Annotated in this window: 22 protein-coding genes and 1 pseudogene; 1 reads left to right on the top strand and 22 read right to left on the bottom strand. The window is 52.4% G+C overall.

Translation table 11 applies throughout. The features are described 5' to 3' along the window. Positions 1 to 26: 26 nt before the first annotated feature. From ACOQPU_RS19700 to ACOQPU_RS19805, 22 genes and pseudogenes are all read right to left on the bottom strand, one after another. Positions 27 to 1,010: an ester cyclase gene (locus tag ACOQPU_RS19700; protein WP_420641547.1), complete on the bottom strand. Its 984-nt coding sequence runs from the start codon at positions 1,008 to 1,010 to the stop codon at positions 27 to 29. A 118-nt stretch (positions 1,011 to 1,128) separates the two neighbouring features. Next, positions 1,129 to 1,251, bottom strand: a pseudogene (locus ACOQPU_RS19705) (GxxExxY protein); the annotation flags it as partial. Positions 1,252 to 1,382: 131 nt separating this feature from the next. Continuing rightward, positions 1,383 to 3,212 (bottom strand): FG-GAP-like repeat-containing protein, encoded by a 1,830-nt coding sequence (locus ACOQPU_RS19710; protein ID WP_420641548.1) that lies wholly within the window; start codon positions 3,210 to 3,212, stop codon positions 1,383 to 1,385. Continuing rightward, on the bottom strand, positions 3,101 to 3,937 hold the full coding sequence (locus tag ACOQPU_RS19715; protein ID WP_420641549.1) for a carbohydrate ABC transporter permease: 837 nt from the start codon (positions 3,935 to 3,937) through the stop codon (positions 3,101 to 3,103). The genes ACOQPU_RS19710 and ACOQPU_RS19715 overlap by 112 nt, the downstream gene beginning before the upstream one ends. After that, a complete protein-coding gene (locus ACOQPU_RS19720; RefSeq protein ID WP_420641550.1) occupies positions 3,930 to 4,811 on the bottom strand; it encodes a carbohydrate ABC transporter permease in 882 nt (293 codons plus the stop codon). The genes ACOQPU_RS19715 and ACOQPU_RS19720 overlap by 8 nt, the downstream gene beginning before the upstream one ends. A 130-nt stretch (positions 4,812 to 4,941) precedes the next feature. Continuing rightward, positions 4,942 to 6,390 carry an ABC transporter substrate-binding protein gene (locus ACOQPU_RS19725; RefSeq protein WP_420641551.1) on the bottom strand — a complete coding sequence of 483 codons (1,449 nt, stop codon included), beginning with the start codon at positions 6,388 to 6,390 and terminating at the stop codon, positions 4,942 to 4,944. A 211-nt stretch (positions 6,391 to 6,601) separates the two neighbouring features. After that, on the bottom strand, positions 6,602 to 7,633 hold the full coding sequence (locus ACOQPU_RS19730; protein WP_420641552.1) for a LacI family DNA-binding transcriptional regulator: 1,032 nt from the start codon (positions 7,631 to 7,633) through the stop codon (positions 6,602 to 6,604). A gap of 374 nt (positions 7,634 to 8,007) precedes the next feature. Further along, positions 8,008 to 8,985, bottom strand: coding sequence for a methylenetetrahydrofolate reductase (locus ACOQPU_RS19735; protein ID WP_420641553.1), 978 nt, complete (start codon positions 8,983 to 8,985; stop codon positions 8,008 to 8,010). Next, entirely contained in the window at positions 8,952 to 9,497 is a 546-nt protein-coding gene (locus ACOQPU_RS19740) for a methylenetetrahydrofolate reductase C-terminal domain-containing protein (RefSeq protein ID WP_420641554.1), read from the bottom strand. The genes ACOQPU_RS19735 and ACOQPU_RS19740 overlap by 34 nt, the downstream gene beginning before the upstream one ends. Continuing rightward, positions 9,494 to 9,805 (bottom strand): virulence factor, encoded by a 312-nt coding sequence (locus ACOQPU_RS19745; RefSeq protein WP_420641555.1) that lies wholly within the window; start codon positions 9,803 to 9,805, stop codon positions 9,494 to 9,496. The genes ACOQPU_RS19740 and ACOQPU_RS19745 overlap by 4 nt, the downstream gene beginning before the upstream one ends. Then, positions 9,805 to 10,119, bottom strand: a complete 315-nt coding sequence (locus ACOQPU_RS19750) for a virulence factor (protein ID WP_420641556.1) — start codon at positions 10,117 to 10,119, stop codon at positions 9,805 to 9,807. The genes ACOQPU_RS19745 and ACOQPU_RS19750 overlap by 1 nt, the downstream gene beginning before the upstream one ends. An 8-nt stretch (positions 10,120 to 10,127) precedes the next feature. Then, positions 10,128 to 10,670 (bottom strand): FAD-dependent oxidoreductase, encoded by a 543-nt coding sequence (locus tag ACOQPU_RS19755; protein WP_420641557.1) that lies wholly within the window; start codon positions 10,668 to 10,670, stop codon positions 10,128 to 10,130. Positions 10,671 to 10,867: 197 nt separating this feature from the next. After that, on the bottom strand, positions 10,868 to 12,910 hold the full coding sequence (locus tag ACOQPU_RS19760; RefSeq protein WP_420641558.1) for an ASKHA domain-containing protein: 2,043 nt from the start codon (positions 12,908 to 12,910) through the stop codon (positions 10,868 to 10,870). Between the two features lie 89 nt (positions 12,911 to 12,999). Continuing rightward, entirely contained in the window at positions 13,000 to 13,653 is a 654-nt protein-coding gene (locus tag ACOQPU_RS19765; protein ID WP_420641559.1) for a corrinoid protein, read from the bottom strand. 65 nt (positions 13,654 to 13,718) lie between these two features. Continuing rightward, complete coding sequence (locus ACOQPU_RS19770) at positions 13,719 to 14,957, bottom strand: uroporphyrinogen decarboxylase family protein (RefSeq protein WP_420641560.1); 1,239 nt, start codon at positions 14,955 to 14,957, stop codon at positions 13,719 to 13,721. 20 nt (positions 14,958 to 14,977) lie between these two features. Continuing rightward, complete coding sequence (locus ACOQPU_RS19775) at positions 14,978 to 16,396, bottom strand: L-fucose/L-arabinose isomerase family protein (RefSeq protein WP_420641561.1); 1,419 nt, start codon at positions 16,394 to 16,396, stop codon at positions 14,978 to 14,980. Positions 16,397 to 16,465: 69 nt separating this feature from the next. Further along, entirely contained in the window at positions 16,466 to 17,242 is a 777-nt protein-coding gene (locus tag ACOQPU_RS19780) for an SDR family NAD(P)-dependent oxidoreductase (protein ID WP_420641562.1), read from the bottom strand. Between the two features lie 87 nt (positions 17,243 to 17,329). After that, on the bottom strand, positions 17,330 to 18,139 hold the full coding sequence (locus ACOQPU_RS19785) for a creatininase family protein (protein ID WP_420641563.1): 810 nt from the start codon (positions 18,137 to 18,139) through the stop codon (positions 17,330 to 17,332). Positions 18,140 to 18,231: 92 nt separating this feature from the next. Then, positions 18,232 to 19,140, bottom strand: a complete 909-nt coding sequence (locus ACOQPU_RS19790) for a dihydropteroate synthase (protein ID WP_420641564.1) — start codon at positions 19,138 to 19,140, stop codon at positions 18,232 to 18,234. A gap of 80 nt (positions 19,141 to 19,220) precedes the next feature. Next, the gene (locus ACOQPU_RS19795; RefSeq protein ID WP_420641565.1) at positions 19,221 to 20,276 is read right to left on the bottom strand and encodes an Ldh family oxidoreductase; all 1,056 of its coding nucleotides are present in this window, start codon (positions 20,274 to 20,276) and stop codon (positions 19,221 to 19,223) included. Between the two features lie 12 nt (positions 20,277 to 20,288). After that, positions 20,289 to 21,155, bottom strand: coding sequence for an SMP-30/gluconolactonase/LRE family protein (locus ACOQPU_RS19800; protein ID WP_420641566.1), 867 nt, complete (start codon positions 21,153 to 21,155; stop codon positions 20,289 to 20,291). Between the two features lie 43 nt (positions 21,156 to 21,198). Continuing rightward, positions 21,199 to 22,194 carry a LacI family DNA-binding transcriptional regulator gene (locus ACOQPU_RS19805; RefSeq protein WP_420641567.1) on the bottom strand — a complete coding sequence of 332 codons (996 nt, stop codon included), beginning with the start codon at positions 22,192 to 22,194 and terminating at the stop codon, positions 21,199 to 21,201. A 241-nt stretch (positions 22,195 to 22,435) separates the two neighbouring features. Between ACOQPU_RS19805 and ACOQPU_RS19810 the strand changes: the two genes are divergently transcribed. Continuing rightward, positions 22,436 to 23,680 (top strand): cysteine desulfurase-like protein, encoded by a 1,245-nt coding sequence (locus ACOQPU_RS19810; protein ID WP_420641568.1) that lies wholly within the window; start codon positions 22,436 to 22,438, stop codon positions 23,678 to 23,680. Positions 23,681 to 23,741 lie beyond the last annotated feature (61 nt).

Genomic DNA, 23,741 nt, shown 5'->3' on the forward strand with positions numbered 1-23,741 from the left:
GATTAGAGATTGGAGATTGCTAGTTTCTAATCTCCAATCTCCTGATGTGCCGCTATCTGTGCATAAATCGCCACCTCATCCATCACGAACCACTCATTCACAATCAAGCCATCGCGGAGTTCAAAGTGGGAAATGCCCAAGATGGCTATGGGAGAACCGGTGGGCTCACCATAACGGCCGTGTCCACTATGCGTACCGCAGTAAGTCCAGCGCAAGGCGATGCGTACCGGGCGTGCCTCTTGTTGGCGGACGATGATGAAGTGTGGCTCAAACCGGCCGTCTGGCATGGAAGCCAGGATGCTAGTAAGAAGATTGGCGGTGCGGGTACGGCCGTAAAGTGGCCCATCGCCAGGTCCCTCAAAACGGATCGCCCGATCATATTGCTCATCCATCATCGTTAGGTTCTTGTCATTCCAGATGGCGGCATATGTGTCTATAATTCGGTTCGCAATGGACTTATCCCCGATGATGGTCAAGCCCTCTGGGTCGGCCCAGCGTTGGCGCATCGCCTCGTTGCCAATGGTGTAGGCTTCTCGGTTATCCTTGCCTGTCTTTTTGCCATACGCTACCGGATCAATGCCCAACTGGCGTAAATTCTTGGCTTGATCACCCAAAACCCACTCTTCGACAACCTGGTTGTCGCGGCAAAGGCAGTCGGCCATCGCCACCGTGGTGATTGGCCGATTAGTGGCCGGGCCTAAGTAACCGTCGCCTGCATGGACGCCAACGGTTCGCACCCGGTGGGACGAGAGGAAGCCATCGGCCAAGTCGCCAATAATGACGTCCTCCGCCAACAGATCACGATTGGGAAACACCTGCATAGATGAAAGCGTATTGTTTATCACGTCTTCCACTGTGTTAGAAACGCCACTTGGCGAGCGAACAGGGCAGTCGGCTGAGTACCATTCTCGGATGCGCTCCACGCCCTTTTCTTCCCAAATTTTGTAAGTAATGTCAATAATATACTGTTCAGGGGTCTTGAATTCCGACGAAAAATTTTGCATTCCCATGATGGATTCCTCTTCCTCTTGCGTAGATGCTTCTCATTACTTCGTAAAGAAAAATATGCGCCGGAAGCGTAAAAAGTTTGATCACGCAAAGGCGCAAAGACGCAAAGGTTTTTGTTGTCTACTCTTTTAAATCGTTCGCAACACGCTTGATATTATTTTTAAGCAAAAAGCCGCTAAAGTTGACGAGTATGCCCAGGCGTTTATTTGTCAAACGCAAATATGTGAGAAGTTGCTTACCATGTTAGCTACATCGTTTTCATGCAAATCCTTTATTCTTCCTTTGCGACTTGGCGACTTTACGTGAGATTTTTAGCTAGGGCTGCGCCGCTTTATGAAATACGCAATACGAATCGTCTATTTCCGATTTAAATTTTAATTTTTAGCCATTCGACGACGGACAAACAGCAAACCCGCACCCGCCAAAACGATGAGCGCAACGGCCGTAAACACGGCCGTCCCCCCAAAACCACCTGCTTCCTGATCGCCATACGTCACCTGCCACAGTTGGTTTGTAGCAACTTCGTTGAACACGGCCGTTTCCCCATCCGACCAAACAATCTCAACCGAATCAATCTCAGCTTGCCCCAGGCCAAAGTGGAGCCGCATATCGTGGCCTGCGCCCAGGCTGCCGCCACAGGTGACGGTTTTGGTTTGGAAACGGCCGTCTGTCGTCGTCACCACCACCCGCGTCCCCACTGCATCCATGTTCACCGGTCCGCCACCCGTTAGGTCAATGGTGAGCCAGTTGCCCAACACAAAACCATTGTTGCGGAACAGGCGGTAGCCTTCATTCCAGTTGCCCACCACATAATCCATCCAGCCGTCATTGTCGTAATCGGCGTAGGCAAAGCCCATGCTGGGCATCTCGCCACCAGCCCATACATCGGTAAATGAACCGTCCCGGTCGTTGGCAAAAAGATAGTTGGGGTGTGAAAACATCATGCCTTCGGGGGCGACGTTTAGATCGCGCTGGACAAAGCCGGTGGCGGCCAGGAACAAATCCTGCCAGCCGTCGTTGTCGTAATCAAAAAAGCCCGTGCCCCAGCCGACGGTATTGGTCCAGCCAAAATGCACGCCCGCGGCCTCGGCTTGGTCGGCAAAGGTGCCATCCCCCTGGTTTTGCAGCAGGGAAAAGGCGTTGAGCATGTTGGAGAAGTACATATCGAGGTCGGCGTCGTTGTCGTAGTCGGCCACGGCAATGCCCATGCCGCTTAAGACCACATCGGCACCACTTGCAGCCGACACATCTGTCCAGCACCAGCCGCCGCAGCCCGCACCATCGTTGCGAAACAGCACGTTGCCGATGGGATTTTGATATTCGTCATTGATAACGTAAATGTCAAAATCTTGATCGTTGTCGTAATCAATAAAGCTGGCGGCAAAGCCTGCCCCGAGCAGCTTGTCGTAAACTAGGCTGCCGGAGACATCGCTAAAGGTGCCGTCGCCGTTGTTGCGGTACAGTTTGTCTTGATGTTGGTTGAAGTCGATGGGGTCGCAGTTGGGTTCGCACGTCCAGTTAACCACGTACAAATCCAGAAAGCCGTCGTTGTCGTAATCCCCCCACGCAGCCGATTCGCCCGTGCCCGTGTCGCCCACGCCAGCGGTTTCTGTCACTTCCGTAAACCCGCCGCCTGCATCATTGTGGAAGAGGCGATTGGCACCCTTGACCAGCACGTACAAATCTTGCCAGCCGTCATTGTCGTAATCGGCCCAAATCGCCCCGCCGCTCAAGGTTTGGGGCAAACTTAAAACGGGCGATAGGGGCGACTCGGCAAAGGTGCCGTCTTGCTGATTGTGGTACAAGACATTTTCGGACTGGTTGCCCGTGACGTAGAGGTCTAGCCAGCCATCGTTATCGTAATCGCCCCAGGCTTGTCCTACGCCCAGGTAGCCCTGCACATCTTCGTAATCCCAAACGGCCGTATGCTCAGCAGCAATCCCCGCAGCAGACGTCACGTCTATAAAAGGGTCTGGGCTAGTAGTTTGGGCTTGGGAAACGGCCGTCCCCCCCCAACCAAACAATCCCAACAAAACCAAAACCCGCAGTAACTCCCTACGCAATACGCCATACGCACTACGTCCCTGTTTTCTCACTTCACTGCCCCCATCGTCAAACCGCCCACAAAGTGCTCGCGGATCGCTACCGCCAAAATAAATATCGGCACCATAATGATCAGACCAGCAGCCGACATCAGCTCCCACGGAACGCCCTGAACCTCAACCAGCGACAGCAGACCCACCATCATTGGCCGCGCCTTTTCCGAACTGGTCATAATAAACGCGAATAGAAACTCGTTCCACGCGCCCACGAATGCGAACACAACCGCCACGATGATACCCGGCCTGATCAGCGGTATCGTCACGTAGCGGAGCACCTGAAACTCAGTTGCACCGTCAACCAGTGCAGCCTGTTCGATCTCCTGTGGTAGCGAGTCGATGAATCCCTTTACCAGCCAGATGCCGAACGGGATCGCGCCGGCCAGGTTGAGGATGATTAGGCCTTGCAGCGTATCGAGCAGACCCAAGTTGCGGAACTGAATAAAGTAGGGCAGCAAAACAACGGTGGCGGGCAGAAACTGGGCAGACAACACCAGGATCAGCAGGCTATTTTTGCCGCGAAAACGGTAGCGTGAAAACGCATAGGCTGCCATTATCGCCAGCGGCACGGCAATGACCACCGTCGTAAACGCAATGATAACGCTGTTGCGAATCAGCGGCGTGAAGTCATATGGGTTGCCGTCAAACAGCTTGGTGAAGTTGTCAAACGTCGGCGTGAACAATATCCTAGTGGAAAACGCATCGCGGCGCGTCTTGAACGCCGTGCTCGCGATCCAGTAGATCGGAAATAAAATGTAGAAGATAATGAACAAAATGCCTGTCGTTTGCAGCAGGCTCATCACCATTTTGCGGGTACTATTTTTACGCATCTTGCTCACCTCCTAATAGCATCCTGACGTAGAAAAAGGCGGCTATAAACAAGATTGCCACCAAGATATAACCGAGTGCCGACGCATATCCGAAGTCATAGAAGCGGAAGCCAGCCTTGTAAACGAAGTAGTTAAGCGTCTCGGTCGAATTGCCTGGGCCACCACCGGTCAGTGTCACCACCTGATCGAAGACTTTGAGTGAGAAAATGATGCGCAGCAGGGTCACCAACAGAATGATCGGCGCGATCATCGGAATGGTTACACGCCAGAACGTCTGCCACTCATTTGCGCCGTCGAGGGCAGCGGCTTCCGTCACTTCTGGATTGATCGTACCCAGTGCCCCCAAAAACATCAGACTCACCAGCGACGACCAGCCCCAAACCTCGGTTGACGCCATCATTAACAGCGCCCAGAACGGTTCAGACAACCACTGGATGTCGGCCATGAAGGGAAGCAGAGTATCAATCAGCTTGTCGTAGGCACCGTACTGCGGATTGAGCATAAAACGCCACGTAAGACCGCGCAGTGCAGGCGCCACGGCAAACGGCAGCACCAACACCACCTTTGCAATCGACGTCAGCACGCTTCGCCTCTGTAAAATGACGGCAAACAGCAGCCCCAATATAATGGAAAGGGACACGGAGAGTACGACATAGCGCATTGTGACCCAAAAGCTGTTGAGGAAGTTCTCATCCAAAAAGGCGCGCGTGTAATTTTCAAAGCCGACGAACTCCTCGGGGGACAGCGAGCGAGCCAGCCGCCAATCCCGGAAGCTCGTGATGAAGGCAAATATCATCGGATAGAGTGACACGGCAAACACAACGAACAGTGTCGGCCCGATCAGGAAATACCTCGTAACTCTTCCTCTCTGCATCGCTACATTTCTCCTTCCTTAAACCCGGCTGGGCGAGCTTAAATAACTAAAGTACGAGACGGGATAAAAGTTTAAAAAGGCGCGAATAGTCACCTATTCGCGCCTTTTGTGTCAACCGTCGCGCGACTGTTTACTCGTAGTAGCCTGCACGTTCCATGACGGCCTCGACATCGGCCGCAGCCTCGTCAAGCGTCTCCTGTAGGTCTGCACCGAGCACGATATCGTTGAGCGCGATCTCGATTATCGACTGAACTTCCGCCCACTCTGGAATCAGCGGCATCAGACGCGAATTCGCCAGTCCGGGTGCGGCCGAAGCGTGAATGCCGCCGTTGACCTCATTGACTTCTGGATCGGTCAGGTTAGACGAATGGGAGACGACCACCGTCGAGAGAGCCGGGTCGCTTTTGTCCGTCACGATTTCGCGATCAAACTGCGGGCTGGAAAGGAACTTGATCCACTCCCACGAGGCATCTTTGGCATCGGAGTTGGCTGAGATGCCGATTGGCTCCGAGAGAGCGAATCCGAACGGCTCTTGGCCTTCCCAAGCCGGCAGCGGCGCATGAGTGACGTTGCCGATAACTTCTTCCGCCGCCGCTTCTGGGTCGTCAAAGGTCGGTGCAAACCACCACCAGCCGATGATCATTGCCGATTCGCCTGTGGTCACAGAGAGGCGGGCATCCCCTTCACCAATGGAAAACTGGGCTTCGGGTCCAATCTCTGCCAAACTAGCGTACAATTCTGTCGCTTCAACACCTACCTGATTGTTGAATATCGGACGGTATTCTTCATCGAAAATATCACCGCCGTTCCCCCAGAGCTGAAGCGCCCAGACGAACAAATTCTGCCCTGTTCCAACACCATAGTAATTGGCGAGACCAGCTAGGTCGGTGTTTTCTTGAATTGTGCGGCCTGCCTCTATCACCTCTGTCCAAGTGGTTGGCACGTCCAAACCGAGTTCATTAAAGACATCCTCGCGATAAAACATAACAAATGAGTGGGTGCGTACCGGGAAACCGTAAAGCGTATCGTCTAACACAGCTGCTTCCATAAATGACGGGGGATAGTCGTCAACGTAGTCGATATTGTCGCGTTCAGCATACGGCGCAAGCGGTTCCAGCGTTTGGATAAAGTTGGGTCCCCAAGCATCGAGCCACAAAACCGTATCATAGGCACCTGTTCCAGCAATCGACTCAGTAACGATACGCTCCTGGAACGAGCCCCACGGCTCATTGTTAAAGTTAACGGTGATACCGGTCATTTCCGTGAACTCTTCTGCGCGTGCTGCCCATGCCGCAAATTGCGGCGTCGTTGGACAGCAGGTGAGGAAGTCGATGGTCGTGCCGTCATACGGCTTGCCTGGGGTTAGGCCGTAGGGCAGCTCTTCCATCTCTTCGTCATCAGCCATCTCTTCGTCATCGGCCGCTTCTGCATCATCGGCTGTTTCGGCATCGTCTGTGGTGGCGGTGTTGTCATCGGTTGTTTCGGCATCGTCGGCCGTTTCGGTGTCTCCACCGCCGCAGGCGACAACAAAAAAGCCCAAAAGCAGCATGGCAATGAACAAGAAACTAAATTTTTTCATTATGTTCTTCTCCTTGTACGGAATATTTAAGACAGTAACAATATTTTTGGTCCTTTTCGTTTGATTTTTATCCCATCGCGCCTCCTATGAAAGCTATGAATTATGAACAATCTGCGTGACCAGAGTCGCCAATCTGCGGATTTTCATGGTGTGAGCTTATGCTGTTCTGGTCGTCTCCGCTTGCTTTACAGCAAACAACAAGGTGGGACGACTAGCCAATGGTTGATTCTCTGATTTCTAATTGAACAGGCAAAGTAATTTGAATCGGCTGCTGCTTATTATTAGCCAGAAAGCAAAGCAGTGCTTGAACCGACTGCTCGCCAATTTTACGTAAGGGTTGTTTCACTGTCGTAATAGAGGGTTTAGTAAGCAAGGAGGCACTCAAACCGTCGAAGCCAGCCAGGGCGATGTCTCGGGGTACATGCAAGCCACGTTCCAGAATAGCTTCGAGAGCATCAATCGCTATGAGATCATGAAAGGCAATAACGGCCGTTGGTGGAGAAGGCAAATCTAATAGCTGATACGTCGCAGATTGATTGTTGCTTTGTTCACCATCAGTTGCAATGACAAGCGAGGGATCAAAGGGGATGCTTGCACCTTCCAAAGCATCCCTATAGGCTGCGAAGCGGTCTACGTGGGTTAACTTCATGGCCGGACGATCAATAAAGCCAATGCGCATATGCCCTAAATCGAGTAAATGGCGCATGAGCGCTAAAGCACCATTGTAATTGTCTGGAGAAACATAAGAGGCTTGGTGATGATTGACCCTTCGCCCTAAAATGACAAAGGGCAACGCTTCTTCAAGCAGAGGGTCAATTACAGTTGCAGGCACATGATCCCAGACCAGAACCAGCCCATCTACTTCGCGTGCTTTGCATAACTTTAGGAGTTCGTCAGGGGAATGTCCTGCATTGGTGTAAAGTACAATATTGTGACCGTTTTCTTCTGCTGCTGTTGTGGCACCGGCGATGATCTCGGCAAAGTAGTCGCTGATCCCTGAGATAGCGGTATTAAACACGAATCCGATTTTTTCTGTGCGCTGGCGGCGCAAATTGCGGGCGGCGGCACTGGGCTGATAGCCCATTTCTTGGGCAACCTGCTGCACACGCTCTTTGGTTGCCTCAGAGACATCAACCTTACCGTTTAACGCTCTGGAAACGGTGGAGATGGAGACACCCAGCTGTTTAGAAATATCTTCAATCGTAACAGGCATAATTTGGAAAAGGGTCTGTGTAAAAGCCAACACGCACCTTGAACTAGCTTAAGTGCAGAGAGGGCTTTTGCTTAAGCAAACCAAAAAGAAGATACCCTTTGATTATTGAGTTGCTTTCTGTGGTTTACTTAGAAGTAGCCAAATTCGCAAGTTTCACGAAGAATACCGGAATCGTTTCCGGTATTTTCACCAGAATACTTCGGAATCGTTTCCGCGTCAAGAAATATCTCAAAGTGAGCACGCTTTTACCAAAGTCGGATTTTTCATCGCAAAGATGCAAAAAAGCAAAAGGTGCAAGGAAAAAAAGTTTTTCATTTTTCTTCCTTTGCGACTTTGCGTTAACTTTTCGCTTACCTGGGTAACAACCTGTTAAAGTGTGTCTGCTAATATTTGTCGTGCAAAGATTACGGTTGCTCAACGGGTGTTCTGGTGCGTATACGCACATCATTTCCGCGAGGCCGTGGCAGCAAGCCTGCATCCTGCACAATTTCGGCGACCAGTTCCTCTTGACGATAGGCCATTACATGAACGCCAGCTACGCCTTCAATTTCGCGCACCTGCTGGATGATTTCGATGCAAATCTGTTTGCCTTCAGCCCGTTTTTTGCCCTTTGGCGTCTTGCGCAGTCGCTCGACAATCGCATCCGGGATAAAGACGCCGGGTACTTTGCTGCGCATAAATTCGGCCGCTTTATCAGAGCGGAGCGGCCCAACGCCAACCAGGATAAAGGCTTGTTCGTGCAATCCTAAATCGCGAACGCGCGTCATATATTCACGCAAGCGGGGCACATCGAAGCAATATTGCGTTTGGATAAAGTTGGCCCCGGCAGCAATCTTTTTGGCCAGGCGCAAGGGGCGCCAATCAAAGGGCTGCACAAAGGGATTGGCGGCGGCGCCCAGGAAGAGCCGGGGAGGGGTAGAAAGTTTACGGCCGCTTAGAAACCGACTTTCATCTCGCATAATCTTGGCCGTTTGCAGCAGCTGGATGGAATCCAGGTCGAATACACGCTTGGCTTCTGGCTGGTCGCCCACGGACACATCATCCCCTGTGATGCATAAAACATTGCGCACGCCCATCGCGGCTGCACCCAGTAAATCGCCCTGAATGGCAATGCGGTTGCGATCGCGACAGGCAACCTGGTAGATAGGATCGTACCCGGCGCGGGTGAGCAAGGCGCAGATGGCCACGCTAGACATGTGGCAATGCGCCCCGGACGCATCAACAGCATTAATGCCATCACATACTTCTGAGAGAACCAGAGCGGCTTTATAAACATCCTCTGGGTCGGCACTGTCTGGTGGATTAAGTTCGGCCGTTACCGCAAAACGGCCGCTTCTTAAGACACGTTCTAAGCGGCTACCTGATTTGAAATTTGGGTCCATGACGCTTTTTCTTGCTCCACTCGTTCGGGATTCACAATTGAAATATCAGTTATCTGTACCCAGCCTTTGGGTAGCTCTGTATCAATACCATGCAGCATATTTATCCAGGAAGAGGAGCCTTCGAGCTGCCGATTAACGGGAGGCTGAATGGTCAACATCTCATGACCGTAGGTGGGCATGTGCCGGGAACGCTCATATGCTTCTACCCAGACGCAGCGCATCTCTGGCTTCACTTCGCAATGGCCGTTAAGGCGCACGCCACCACATGGTCCATTGCGTAAATTTTTAGGGCAGGTCATGGAGCAGGTCATCCCGGTACTGTGCAAGATGCATTGGCCACACATTTTGCAGTCGAAGACGGCGCGTTTGCCAACTTCCTCGCTCCAGGTGACGATGCCTTCTAAACGAGAATCCGGCTTTAGCCAGCGACGAAATGGTTTTAGCAGGCGTTCAAAGCCGTCGTAGACCACTTCTAGGAAGTGGGGATATTTTTGTAAGAAGCGCAAGCTCATTCTGACTCCTGTTCCAGTCCACCCTGCTTAATTAAGGTGCGCAAACGCTCTGGGGGATAGGCGGTTTCTAATTCATCAACCAGGGTGGTTAAAATCGTTTCGGGATTGCCCTCTTGCTCTTGCCACTCTCCATTGCGCCACTCTGCCAGATAGCCGTCGGAGTCGGTGATGCCTGCTCGCATGGCGGCTTCGTCAATGGCTACCTCAAAACGTTTGGAGAGTGGCCTGGACAGCCGCTGCCGCCCAGCACGTGCTTTCACTTGCGCAGGAATATCGCGCCAATAGATAATTTGAACCTTTACGGACATTAACTTTTCTCCTGGAAACCTTTGTTTCGTGCCAAATTATCTAACAATTTATCTGAGAAAACAGCTTCTAGTTCGGCGGCAACGGCCGTTGCCACATCTTCCAACTCACCCTCTCGCTCTTGCCACTCAGATGGCCGCCACTCCTCAATGTAGGCTTCTCCGGTGATGGCTTTGGCACGGTAGGCGGCGCGATGCACCGTTTTTTGAAAGCGGTCGGAGAGGGGGCGGGTATGGCGGTTACGGCCGTTCTTCACCCGAACCTGCACCGGAATATCCCGCCAATAAATAATCTGAACCTTCGTTGATGCTGCCAAAATAGTGCTTACACAGAATCAAAGTCGCGGATATCTTTGCCTGCCTCGGCCGACAGAATCTCCAGGGCGGTGGCGGCGCCTTCTCCAGCAGAGATGATGGCTTGGCTGCGCAGAATGTTGGCACTGCGGCCGATGACAAAAAGTCCCTCTATTTCTGAATAACCCCCGCGCTTAACGGGTACGTTCTGGGCTTTTTGGGTTAAGCCTAATTCCATGCTCAACGCCACCTTTTTGCCTTCGGCCAAGATGACATATTTACTCTGGTGCTGTTCGCCACCCTCTGTTGTCACCACAAAGCCATCGGCCGTTTTTTCAATGCCCGTCACTAATTTTTTCTGTAAATCAGCCCCAAAACTGGCAACCTGTTGGCGCGATACTTTCTGGAACTCGCTGCCCGTCATTTCTGGAATGCCCAGATAGTTGTAGAGCATTGCTTTGTGCATATCCGTGTCATCCACGCCGAAAACCGTCACCTCGGTGTCCAATTTTGCCAGAAGCAGGGCCGCGCTTAAACCACCAGGCCCATCACCAACAATAATTACTTTTGCCATCTTTTGTCTCCTTTATTGGTAATTGGGTATTTAATTACCCAATTCACTCAATCACAAGCTCATTTTACGTAGCGTAGAATACAAAAGTCTTCGCTACTTCTAGATTTTCACTCACTATTAAATAGACTTTTGTATTCTTACAATCCTATCAAACATTTCGCAGGCTTATACTGAGCGAAGCCGAAGTATTACCCACGCTATTCCCGGTTCAGTACGGCTCGCCGTCGTCGGCGACGAGGGGCAGTGCCGTTGGCCGAAGCGGCCGTTTTCTGGGGCAAAATGTCGGCGATGTGGCTAAAGGAATCGCTGGCGTGGGGGATGTGAATGGCGTTGGCAAACTCATCCTGGAAATCGGGATCGACGGCCGTTTCCACATACGTCACCCATTCCACCAGCTCCTGAGCCTCAAGCCGCTTTTGCTTGTTTAGCAAGGCAATCCGCGCCCCATCCCCGGCGGCATTGCCTACGGCATGTACCTTGGCTAAATCACAGTTGGGAATCAGCCCCAACACCATGGCATGTTTGGTATCAATATAGCTGCCAAAGGCGCCGGCCAAAATCACCTTGTCTACCTCGGTGATGTTTGCTCGATTCATCAGCAGCTTGGCGCCTGCGTAGAGGGCAGATTTGCCTAGCTGAATATTCCGCACGTCGTTTTGGGTGATGCGTAACGGCCGTTCCGATGTCGTCTCATCTTCTGTGGCCAAAACGTAGGAACCTCTAGGCCCTTCCCATTGCAGGCGGGGAGAGGGGCAGTTGGGGTTGAAACGGCCGTCTGGCAGCAAAACCTGTGCTAAATACAGCTCCGCCACCGCCTCGATGATGCCGGAGCCACAAATCCCCGCCGCCAAATGCTGGGGCTGCTCCTCCGGTGGGGCAGCGGCGGCTAAATTCCAACTGTCTGACCATTTCTCTTCGCCAATTACCCGGAAGCGCGGCTCTTTGGTGACCGGATCGATACGCACCCGCTCAATGGCACCGGGCGCGGCTCGCATCCCGTGTTCAATTTGCGCCCCTTCAAAGGCTGGCCCCGTGGGGCTTGATGCACTGAGCAGCCATTCCCGGTTGCCCAGCACAATTTCGGCATTGGTGCCCACATCAATGACCAGCATGATGTCCTCTTGCTGGTGTGGTTCCTCTGCTAGCAGAACACCTACATTGTCTGCGCCCACATGGCCTGCCTGGGCTGGCAAGATGTGGACAAAGGCACCGGGGTGGAAGCGCAGCCCCAGCTCCCGTGCGCGAATATCCATGCCATCCCGATTCGCCAAAGCAAAGGGCGCACCGCCTAGCTCCTGCGGATGAATGCCCAGCAGCAGATGCACCATTGTCGTATTGCCTACAAACACAGCGTCATGAATGTGCCGTGCCTGAATGCCAGCCGACTTTGCCGCTCGCGCCGCCAGCTTGTTCAAGGCTTCAATAACCGCCTCGTGCATCTTTGTCACGCCATCTTTATTTTCGATGGCGTAGGAGATGCGGCTCATCAAATCTTCGCCATAGGTCACTTGCGGATTCATGACCGATTCGGTTGCTAAAATCTGGCCGCTGCGTAAATCACACAAATGCCCCGCCACGGTCGTGCTGCCGATGTCTACCGCCAGGCCATAAATGCCTTCGGCATAACCTGGCTGCACATCAATCACTTCGCGCTCTTGCCAAATAATAACCGTAACTGCCCATTTTTCTTTTCGCAGGGCGGGCTGTAATTTGCGAAGAGCCCGTAAATCAATGGTGAGGTTGTGTAAATCTTCCTGGGCGGCGATGGCATCCTGTAAACGCCCCCAGTCGCCGCGATGCTCGCCCAGTTCGGCATTATCAACCTGCACATAAATCTGGCGGATGGCGGGGGCAATTTCTATCACCCGCTCGGTGGCCGATTTGCGAATGATCTGCTTTTGGCCACGACTTTCTTCCGGGACAAAGATGAGGGCGTCACCCTGCACCTGCGCCTGGCAAGAAAGGCGGCAGTCGAGGCTATTTAGCTTCTCCAGAAGGTAGGCTTCGTCATCAGACATAGGGGAGAGGTGGTCGGGGTGGGATTTGATGCCGTGCTTGGCAAAACTGCCTGCCTCTACCTGGATGCGGCATTTGTTGCAGGTCAGCCGTCCGCCACAGATGCTTTCAATTTCCACCCCTAACTGACGGGCGGCATCGAGAACGGCCGTTCCCTCTGCCACCTTGCCCCGCCGCCCCGACGGCATGAAGATGAGTTGGTGCTGTGTTGTGTCGTTGCTCATAGTGTCTCTCGTTGCTGGTTGTTAGTTGTTGGTTGCTAGTAAGCTGCTTAAACTGCAACCAGCCACTAACCACCAGCCACTAACAACCATTACCCAATCCCCATCTTCGCTTTCAGCTCACGCACCAAAGCACTGGCGTTTGGTGCGTAGCCATCGGCGCCGACGGCATCGCAATATTCTTGGTTTACGGGTGCGCCACCCACGAAAATGATGACATCATCGCGGAAACCGGCATTTTTAATGGCTTCAATGGTGGGAATAAACATGGGCATGGTGGTGGTGAGGAAGGCACTCATGCCTATTGCGTCTGGCTTATGTTCGCGGATGGCCTCGACAAAGGTTTCCTCGGCGACGTTTACGCCCAAATCTATCACGTTAAAGCCTGCGCCTTCAAGCATGATGTTGCACAAATTTTTGCCAATGTCGTGGATGTCGCCCTTGACCGTGCCCATGACAAAGGTGCCGACGGGTTTGGCATCGGTGTTGGCCAGCAACGGCCGTAACACTCCCATTGCCCCAGCCATCGCCTTGGCCGCCACCAGCATCTCCGGCACAAAAAAGGTACCCTCTTCAAAAAGACGGCCGACTTCTTCTAGTGCCGGAATCAAGGAGTCGAACAAGATGACCAGCGGATCCATCTCTAATTTTAGCCCTTCATTGGTCAGAGCCACGACCGGATCGCGCTCACCATCAATTGTGTTGTCGTATAGTTCGTCTAAGATTTCGTCTGCCCTACTCATCATAACTCCATTTTCGATTGACGATTGACGATTTTCGATTGGTTTACTATTCAATCGTCAATCGTAAATTATTTCCTTGGTCTTGGCCGCCGTTTTAGCTTTTTGGGTGCAGCTTGGGCGGCGATCTGCTCGGTCGTTGGCTTTTGTAGATGTTCTGGTTTCAAAATATGTTCCAGGTTGATGGGGTAACGGCCGTATTCCTGTGCCGCCTCATACATTGCCTCAATGTTTACTGGGGGTACGTCGGAGCCGATGTTGTGGCACGGAGCCAAAATGTAGCCACCGCCGCGCCCCAAATCATAAATGCGCCGAGCAACATCGTAACGAACCCCTTCTGGCGATTCAAAAGGCAACATTTGCTGCACGTCAATCGCCCCATGGAAGCACAAACGGCCGTGGTATAGCTCTTTGAGAACGGCCGTTTCCATCCCCAGTGCCGACGTTTGAATGGGGTTCAAAATATCCACGCCCATCTCAATAATATCCTCCACCACTGGCGTGACCGTGCCGTCGGTGTGGTACATAAACTTTACATCCGCTTCACTCTTGATGTGGTCAATGAGCTGGGCAATGCGCGGTTTTACCAACTGGCGGAAGGTGTCTGGCGAAATCATCATGGACGATTGCCCACCAATATCATCGGTAAAGTAAACCATCTGCACATAAGGGCCCACCGCGTCCAGAAAGTGGCTATAAAACTGTTTGTACAAATCAAGTAGCTTGTCCATCAAGGCTTCGGCCATTTCCAGATTATTGGCTAGATCGGCAAACATCATTTCGTAGCCCCGAATTTGCAAGGCTTTGGTGAGAACGCCGCCCTTAATCGCGTCAGCCACCAGCACATAATCGGTGTTTTCATACAGCCATTTAGCCCGTTCCGCCAGTCCGGTGACTAATTTGGGATCATACGGGTCTGGCCAGGGATGGTTTTCCAGATCGGCTACCGTTTTGGCCTCACTCAAGGGCGAGGAGTAGACGCTGTAGGCATCCAGCATATATTGCCATTCGATGCCCCACATATCGCGGTAAATATCGTCGCGCACGTCCACCACGTCAATCCAGTGGGGCGCAATCCAGCGAAAATCAACGTTGTAGCGGCGCAAAACCTTCTCGTCTGGCACCACATTTTGCACCATTCTGTCCAAAACTAGGTCGGTATTTTTAATATCGGGGTCATTGTGCAGATGCACCTTCAGCTTTTCATAGGCAAAACGGTGAATCGTCGCCACATGGCTGCCCAGATCTATCGGTACTCGGTCTGCCTCTTGGAAATTGGTGATCTTTTTGAAACGCTCTCTTCTGTCCATAAATCCCTCTGTATTGCTCCTTATTCATTAAAAAACACAGGCTCAATTTCCATCAATTCACAAAAATGGAGCAGTTCTTCTACTCGATTTCCCGCTACGCCCATGACGTGGTTGGAGCCGAAGTTGCCCACCAATTTATCTATGTCCACGTCCAGCTTGAGGAAAGCGGTGGGTAGCTGGTGGCTGCCCCTGGCCTGGACAAAGTTGTCATGCTCCTCGGGTGAGATGTGGACGGTTTCGCCGGAGATGATGCCCATGCGGTAACGGCCGTTCTCTCGATACAGTCGCGCCAGGGTCATATCACCGGGGGCGGTGTTGAAGTAGGTAATTGCCCCGCCCGCAGGCCGATTGGCCGGGCGCAGCTCAATATGCTTCATATTTTCAGCCGGATCATCCGAGCGAGCCGCATACCAGGAGCAAAACGCGCCGCAGTTGGGGAAGTAAAACAGCCCCCGCTCATCGTCAATATAGCTCACATCCATGAACAGCACCGGCAGACCGCCAGAAATTTCCTTCAAAATCTCCATCGTTAGTGCCGCATCCCCGTCTGCTTCACAAGCCATCATAATTGGGTCACGACGGCCGTCGGCGTCATACGGGCTAGGCAGCAGCGCGGCAGAAATACATTGGGGCACAAAATGGGTCGTCAGGTCGGGCATACATTTAATTGCCACAAAATCTAGCCCCATCTCCCCGATAATCTCCATGGTTGCCAGGTAGCAGCGCACCTGAAAGGCTAACTTCTCCGGGGTGAATTTGTCGTCGTTGTACTGAACGCTGCCCACCACCCGCGTCAGCCAGGTCATCATCTTCTTGGTGTCCGCTTCCGGCACCAGCTCAGCGCGGCGAATAATTTCTAGCTGGTCAATATGCTCCGTGTCCACGCCAAACAGCTTTTTCCACTGCATGGGGTCAAATGTGCCCGTGTCGATGCCCAGCGAACGGCCGCCAAAAAGGCCAAACATCTTGCCCTGGAGCCGAGCTTTTACGGCCGTTGCCATAAAATACGGCATCACTTTCTGTGCCAAATCCTCTGTAAAATCTTCGCGCAGACGCATATGGGGGTAGCCAATCTGGCTCAGCGTGCCACCTGCCCCCAACAGCCCCACCGTGCTGTGCGTGCCCGGATGCTTGTTGCCCAGCAGCACCGTTGGCAGGTTGAGCCGCTGAATGCCGCGCACCACCAAATTAGGCGATGTCCAGCAGGGCGTATGGGCAATCAGCACTTCCACCCCGGCGGCTCGCAGCGCGTCCACCTGGGCATCAATCTCATCCTTTGTCCGCGCCACCGACTCCTGGGCAACCAATGTCACCGGAAGCTGCTCAAAGTAAGCCACCGCCTCCTGATGGCGCGGCTCCGTCATCTTCTTAAAGACATGCTCCCACTCATGGGTGCGATGATCGCCAAAAGTAATTAGACCAATCTTGGGTTGTGACATGATTTTCCTTTGCGGCTAGTGGATGGTGGTTAGTGGCTGATTACCAGCCACTAGCACCTAGCCACCATCTCATTTTTCCATCCGGCGCGGGAAGGCCTGAATGCTGCGTCCGCCATCTGGGTAGATCGTCTGGCCTACCAGCATGGCCGCTTCTGGGCTGGCCAAGAAAATAATGACGCGGGCAATTTCTTCACAGGTGGCAATACGGCCGATTGGCAAGCGATCCATCAACTGCTTCCGCTTGGCCTCATTGTGAACCACCCGCTCCATTAACTCCGTCAGCACCGGGCCGGGAGCGCAGCAGTTAACCTGAATGCCTCTGTCCACCAGCGAAAGCGCCATCGCCTTCGTTAGCTGATTGACGCCACCTTTGGCCGCGCAGTACGGAATCTGATCCGCCAACGCCAACTGCGCCATCACCGACGAGACATTGACAATAGAACCCCCTTTGCCCTGCTCAATCATTACTTTGGCCGCCGCCTGGCTCACAAAAAACGTGCCTTTCAGGTCAACGCTCATCACCCAGTCCCAATCTTCTTCAGAAATGTCGAAGAAGTCGGCACTGTGGTTAACCCCGGCGTTGTTCACTACCACATCCACCGTGCCAAAATGAGCAACGGTGGCATCAACCAGGGCATCAATTTGGGCTTTTTGGCCGATGTCACAGCGCACAAAGAGGGCTTCACCCCCTTCAGCTTCAATTTTTGCCACCACCTGCTCACCTAAATCCACCGAACGGCCGGTCACAACAACCTTCGCCCCTTCTTTGGCAAACTCATAGGCACAGGCCTCGCCAATGCCCTTGGTTGCCCCGGTAATAATGGCAACTTTATCCTTAAATTTCATCTCAAAAACCCTTTCGATTTACGATTTTTGATTGACGATTTACGATTGCGCTCTGGCAATCGTAAATCGTTAATCGTCAATCGTAAATCAAGTCTCTAGTGGTTTTACGCCAGGCTCATACCGTTGGCGAATATCTTCAATCAGTTCAGCCACATGGTTGGTCAGGCGAGTCACAATCTTTTCGCCTTTTTCGACGGTGGCTTTGGTGGCATCGCCGATAATGCCATTTTTCAGTTCGCGGTACTCTGGGCGAGCAAATGTGCCTTCAAAATGGTACATCGTTCCGGGACGAGGAGCCGCACCGGGAGCAATGATAAATTTGCGGTCTACCAGCGGTTCGCCGCCACCCTTATCCGCTTTGCTCATATCTACAAATTGGGGGAAGAGGTAGAGAGCCACTGAGGTTTCTGCTTCGTCAGCGTGCCACATCCAATCTTCCAGCACGTCTTTGTCATCGCGCAAGAAGTCGTACCAGTGCAGGGACAGGGTGAAAATGCCTTCCAGACCTAATTTGTGCACAGCAACGATGGTTGACGACACTTGACCGTGGGCGGAGAGGATGATGAACTTATTAAAGCCTGAAACGGTCGCGCCTTTAACAATGTCTGTGATCAAACCGATGTGGGTTTCATAAGTGAGCGGGATATTGCCGGGCATTCCCCAATGGTGGAACGGATGGGAGCCATACATGGGGCAGGGGAGGAGCATCACGCCGGTTTTGCGGGAGATATGCTCGGCCATGCCGATGGCGTTGTAGCTGTCATCACCACAGGGGCAGTGCGGCCCGTGCTGCTCAATTGCCCCAATTGGCAAGAGGGCAATGTCGTCCTTCTTGGCATGGGCCACAATGGCCTCGGCGGTCATCTCTTGCCACCAAACTGCTTTTCCTTCTGACATTCTGATTTCTCCTTTACTAGAAAATTATGAATTATGCGGGATGAATGATGAAATTCATCACCGATTACCGAAAACTGATTACTGCTTACCGCTTACTGACCACTGCTTGCAGAACGCGGCCGTCGTGCCCGTCGTCCACGGCCGTTGCCGTTGCTGGCCGTCTGCTTTTTGTGATGGGCGATCCAGGCCTGGCAATTTTCATCATGCCCCATCAGGGCATCGGCGCCTAAAATAGCCTTCATCATTTCCTCTTCCAGCGGATTGGTGATAGCACAGGTCATGCCTGCGCCAATAATCATGGAGAGGAAGGCAGCGTTGAGAGACGGCCGTCCTGGCAAGCCAAACGAGATATTTGAAGCACCACAGGTGGTGTTTACTCCCAGCTCGCTCCGGATGCGCCGCACCAGCTCAATAAAGGTTGCTCCCGCTCCGTGCACTGCACCCACCGGCATTGCCAGTGGGTCAATAATGACATCTTCGCGAGGGATACCATAGCTTTCAGCGCGTTCCACAATGCGCTGCGCTACGGCAAAGCGCACATTGGGGTCATGGGAGATGCCGGTTTCATCATTGGCAATGCCAATAACGGCCGCACCATGCTCCGCCACCAGCGGTAATACCGACTCTAATCGCTCGGTTTCCCCCGTAACAGAATTGACCAGTGCCTTGCCCTCATATGCTTCCAGGCCAGAGGCCAACGCGGCCACAATGGATGAGTCGATGGCAATAGGCGCATCCACCACAGATTGCACCACGCGAATGGCTTCGGCAAGTACAGCTGGTTCATCAGCCATCGGGATGCCCGCATTCACGTCTAGCATATGCGCCCCGGCCTGTACCTGGGCAATGGCATCTTGGCGCACCCGATCAAAATTGCCTGCAGCCATCTCCTTGCCTAGCAGTTTGCGCCCCGTCGGGTTTATTCGCTCGCCAATAATGACAAAGGGATGTCCAGTGCCTATGACAACTTCTTTTGTGGGGGATGTAATAATCGTTTTCATGTTCTCGCTCCAAAAACTTGTTCAATTCAATGATCTAGATGGCTGAATACGTATACAGTTCATGCAAAAAATTTACTGCTTCAGCCGGGAAAAACCACCCCATGCTTTTGACCCAGAGCTATTAATTCTTCCCGAAGCGCAGCAGGAATGGGGATACCGGTTTTTAGGCGTGCTTGTGCCGTACGGTGTTCAATTTCACCCGGCAGCATCATCTCCTTGGTGTCATCCCACATGGGGGATGACTTAATGGTTTGGTAAAAGGCCGTCATGCGGGTTTGCATTTCTTCCTGACTCATCAAAATGAGCGGGTTAATGACAATCATGAAGTGGCAGGTCAGGCTGGGGTCATCGGGATATTTGTACATGCTTTTCAGCTCATGCTGAATGGCGCCGCCGGTAATTAGCCCGCTGAGAATATCGACGACATAGGATAGGCCAAGCCCTTTGTGCCCGCCTAGCGGTAAAAGGAATCCGGCAAAAGCGGCATCGGGATCATCTGTGGGACGGCCGTCTTTATCTGTAGCCCAATCGAAAGGAATCTTTTCACCCTTTTTGCTAGCCAGCAGTAGCTTGCCCCCAGCGGCGTTAGAGAGCGAAATGTCTAGCAAGAAGGGAAAGTCGCCAAAGGTGGGGATGCCAATAGCGATGGGATTGTTGCCCGTGATTGGGCGACTGCCCCCTGGTGCCACAATGTTGGGCATCACGCTGGTCATGACAATGCTTATCAGACCCTGATCGGTTGCCATGCGAGCATACAAACCTGCCGCGCCAAAATGGTTGCTGCGAATGACACCAACAACGCCAACGCTAAACTGCTGGGCCAGTTCAATGGCTCTCACCATTGCTGTCCGACCAACTACAAACCCAATTCCGTCGTCACCGTCCAGCAGTTCAAAGGCACCACTGCCCCGAACTTTTTGAATGTTTGGTGCTGGATTCATGGCCCGATTGAACAAGCGCTTTAGATAAACGGGCGCACGCAGTACCCCATGGGAATCAATGCCCCATAGATTGGTTTGCACCAGGGCTTCGGCACAAAAGCAAGCCTCCTCATCAGTCATCTCTGAGGCAAGAAAAAGATCTGAAAGAAATTGTTTAAGCGGCTCTACTGGAATTAAACTTTCATTTTTAGGCATAGTTTTCCTAAATTATTCTGTTTGAGGATGAAATGTAGCAATGCCTGGCACTTGCACCCTTAATCGATACAAGCTGGTTGCGGCAGTGATATACAAGGAACACAAATCGTCATCGCCAAAAACAAAGTTGGTGGCCTGTTCTGGCACTTCAACAACGCCAAGACACAGTCCGTCTGCTGTGAAGATGTGAATGCCACCCGGGCCACAGGAGTACACATTGCCCTGACTATCTACTTTTAGCCCATCGGCAACACCCGGTTTGTCACCCGTGAGATTGGCAAAGAGACGGCCGTTTTCAATCCCACCATCTGCCGTTACCTCAAATACCCGAATGTGCTGCTGCTCGGTGTCGCTCACGTACAGCAGCGACTCATCCGATGAAAAGCAAAGGCCGTTGGGCTTGGCAAAATCGTCAATGAGCAAGGTCAATTCCCCACTGGCTAGATCAAGTTGGTAAACGCCACTAAAAGGGAGTTCCGGCTCGCGCGGGATGCCGTATCCGGCACTGCGCCCAGAGGTGGGATCGGTGAAATAGATACGGCCGTCTCGCTTGACCACCACATCATTCGGGCTGTTTAGCTGTTTGCCTTCATAATGGGAAACCAAAACTTCATAAGCACCCGTCGTCAAATCGGTGCGGCTAACCCGACTGGTGGCATGTTCACAGGTGATCAGCCGACCACTGTGATCATAAGCGTTGCCGTTGGCCATATAGCTGTGCCGATTTCGTTTTTGCACGCCCGTGTCAGCTCGCCAACTGTAGGTTGAATTTCCTAAGATGTCGTTAAAAAGTACACTCTGGTAGGTTGGGTGCCAAACTGGGCCTTCGACAAAATCAAAGCCTGTGGCCACTTGCTCAAGGGCAGTTTGCTTATTCACGATCCTGTTGAATGCGGCGTGACGAACTTCCACCTTACCCTTCCTATGGTTGCCGAACTGAGGTGCGCATAACGAGTTTGCCAGGCAGCAAATGGGTTTTTGGTGTAGGGAATTTGGGAGCGGTGATGAGAGAAACGGCCGTTTCTACCATTTGCGCAATAGGCTGTTGAAAGGTCGTCAACTTATAAGCCGACCATCCGGCCACCGGAATATCATCAAAGCCAACAATTGATAATTCATCCGGTACGGCCAGACCTGCATCACGTGCCGCGTCCATTGCCCCCAACGCCATCACATCGGCGGCACAGAAGGCAGCGTCTGGTGGCGTGTTAAGAGCCAGCAAGCGACGCATTGCTGCATACCCGGAATCATACGTATAGGCTCCCTGTTCACGGATTAATGCCGTATAGCCTCGTTCATTCAGCCGATTGACAAAGCCACCTTCACGCATCTTGTTTGTAGCTGTACTGGCAATGCCTGCCAAAAAAGCAATGCGCTTATGTCCGGTGTCTAGGAGTAAATCAGCCACCGCACTGCCTCCGGCCACATTGTCACAACAAACACTGATGGCATTGGTATCTGGGGCAAAACTGTTAAACAAGATGACGAGGGTGCCTTTCTTTGTGCACTCGTCAATTATTTCATTACTGGGTGTGGTGGAAACAATCACCAGTGCATCGACACGGTAGCCCAAAATGCGCGGCAAAATATCATCTACTGGCCGATCTGGGGGGGCATTAAAGAGCAAACTTTGTTTACCTAAAGCCTGAAACCTGTCTGTAAAAACATCCAGCACATTGGGGTAAAATGCGCTGTCTGTCAGATTGGACATCACAATGCCCACAATATTGGTTCGTTGCGTACTCAGGCTGCGGGCAATCACATTTGGTTGGTAGCCTAACTCTTTTGCAGCGTCCAACACACGCTGGCGCGTTTCTGGAGCGACGCTCGCTTCAGGATCAAAAGCGCGAGATACCGTTGGTTGTGAAACGCCGGCGAATCTGGCAACATCTATGGAGGTAACTTGATTTTGAGCCATGCCCTATTTTCTCATAAATAGCGATAACAAAGTTCTGTTTTCCCGATGCGTTGAATACGTATTCAGTAGTTTACGCATAAATATTTGATTGTCAACAGCTTCTCGTCATTCCCAAGCTCAGAAAATAACCCTTAAGCAATAACGGCCGTTTGTTACATCTGGCGGGGCAGCAGGATTTGAACCCACGACCTCTGCACCCCGCGTATCGTCAGGTTCCTGGCACCTGTTATAATTTGCTGCTATGAATAATTTATCTCCTTTTGACCCTAATTCTTTACGCCTGCAGTTTCCTGCCCTCCAGCTAGAAATTGATGGTAGAACGGCCGTTTACCTAGATGGCCCCGGCGGTACCCAGGTTCCCCAAAGCGTAATTGACGCCATGATAGGCTATCTTAGCCACGGTGGCAGCAACTCTGGTGGCCCCTTCCTTACCAGCCAATACACCGACCACATCACCAACGCCGCACGTACCGCCATGATGGATTTCTACAACGCCCGTCGCCCGGATGAAATTGTTTTTGGTCAGAATATGACCAGCCTCAACTTCAGCCTTAGCCGCGCTCTGGCCCGCACTTGGCAGCCTGGTGATGAAATCATTGTGACCCGTCTGGATCATGATGCCAACATCTCCCCTTGGCTGCTGGCAGCCCAGGATTGTGGCGTCATTGTGCGCTGGCTCGATTTTGATCCGGTGGATTGCACCCTGCGTCTGGATTTGCTGACGGATTTGCTCAACGAGAAGACACGGCTGTTGGCTATTACATACGCCTCCAACGCTGTGGGCAGTATTACAAACGTGCAGCACGCTACCGAACTTGCCCACGCCGCCGGAGCAATGGTCCTGATTGATTCAGTGCATTATGCGCCACATGGCCTCATTGACGTGCAGGCTTTAGATTGCGACTTTCTGATCTCTTCTGCTTACAAATATTTTGGTCCGCATACGGGCATTTTGTACGGCAAATATGAACTGCTGGATGCGTTGACCGCTTACAAGGTGCGCCCAGCTCCGGCGAAACCAGCGGGCAAATGGGAAACTGGCACACAAAGTTTTGAGAGCCTGGCCGGTGTTACGGCCGCTGTGGATTACGTGGCCTCAATTGCTGGCGAGGGCGGTACCCGGCGTGAGCAATTGGTGCAGGCAATGCAACAAATCAAAACGTATGAGATGGCCTTGAGCCAACGCTTTTTGCTGGGGGCGACGCAAGTTGCTGACCTACGCGTGTTTGGCATTACCGATATGGAGCGACTAACGGAGCGTACGCCCACCTTTGCCGTCAGCATCGACGGCATGACGGCCGAATCTGTGGCTACCAGGCTTGGTGAACAGGGAATCTTTGTATGGCACGGGCATTATTACGCAGTGGCCGTGATGGCACGTTTGGGGCTGTTGGATGAAGGTGGTTTGGTGCGTATTGGTTTTGTCCACTACAACACGTTTGATGAAGTGGATCGTGTGCTTGAGGCGTTAGCGCAGCTCAGGTGAGCGATTCGGGCAGAAATGAAAGCGTAAAGATTGATTGGACAGATGGGTTGTTGTTCACACA

Origin of the sequence: Candidatus Leptofilum sp., from assembly GCF_965223285.1 — a bacterium.
Taxonomy (GTDB): domain Bacteria; phylum Chloroflexota; class Anaerolineae; order Promineifilales; family Promineifilaceae; genus Leptofilum.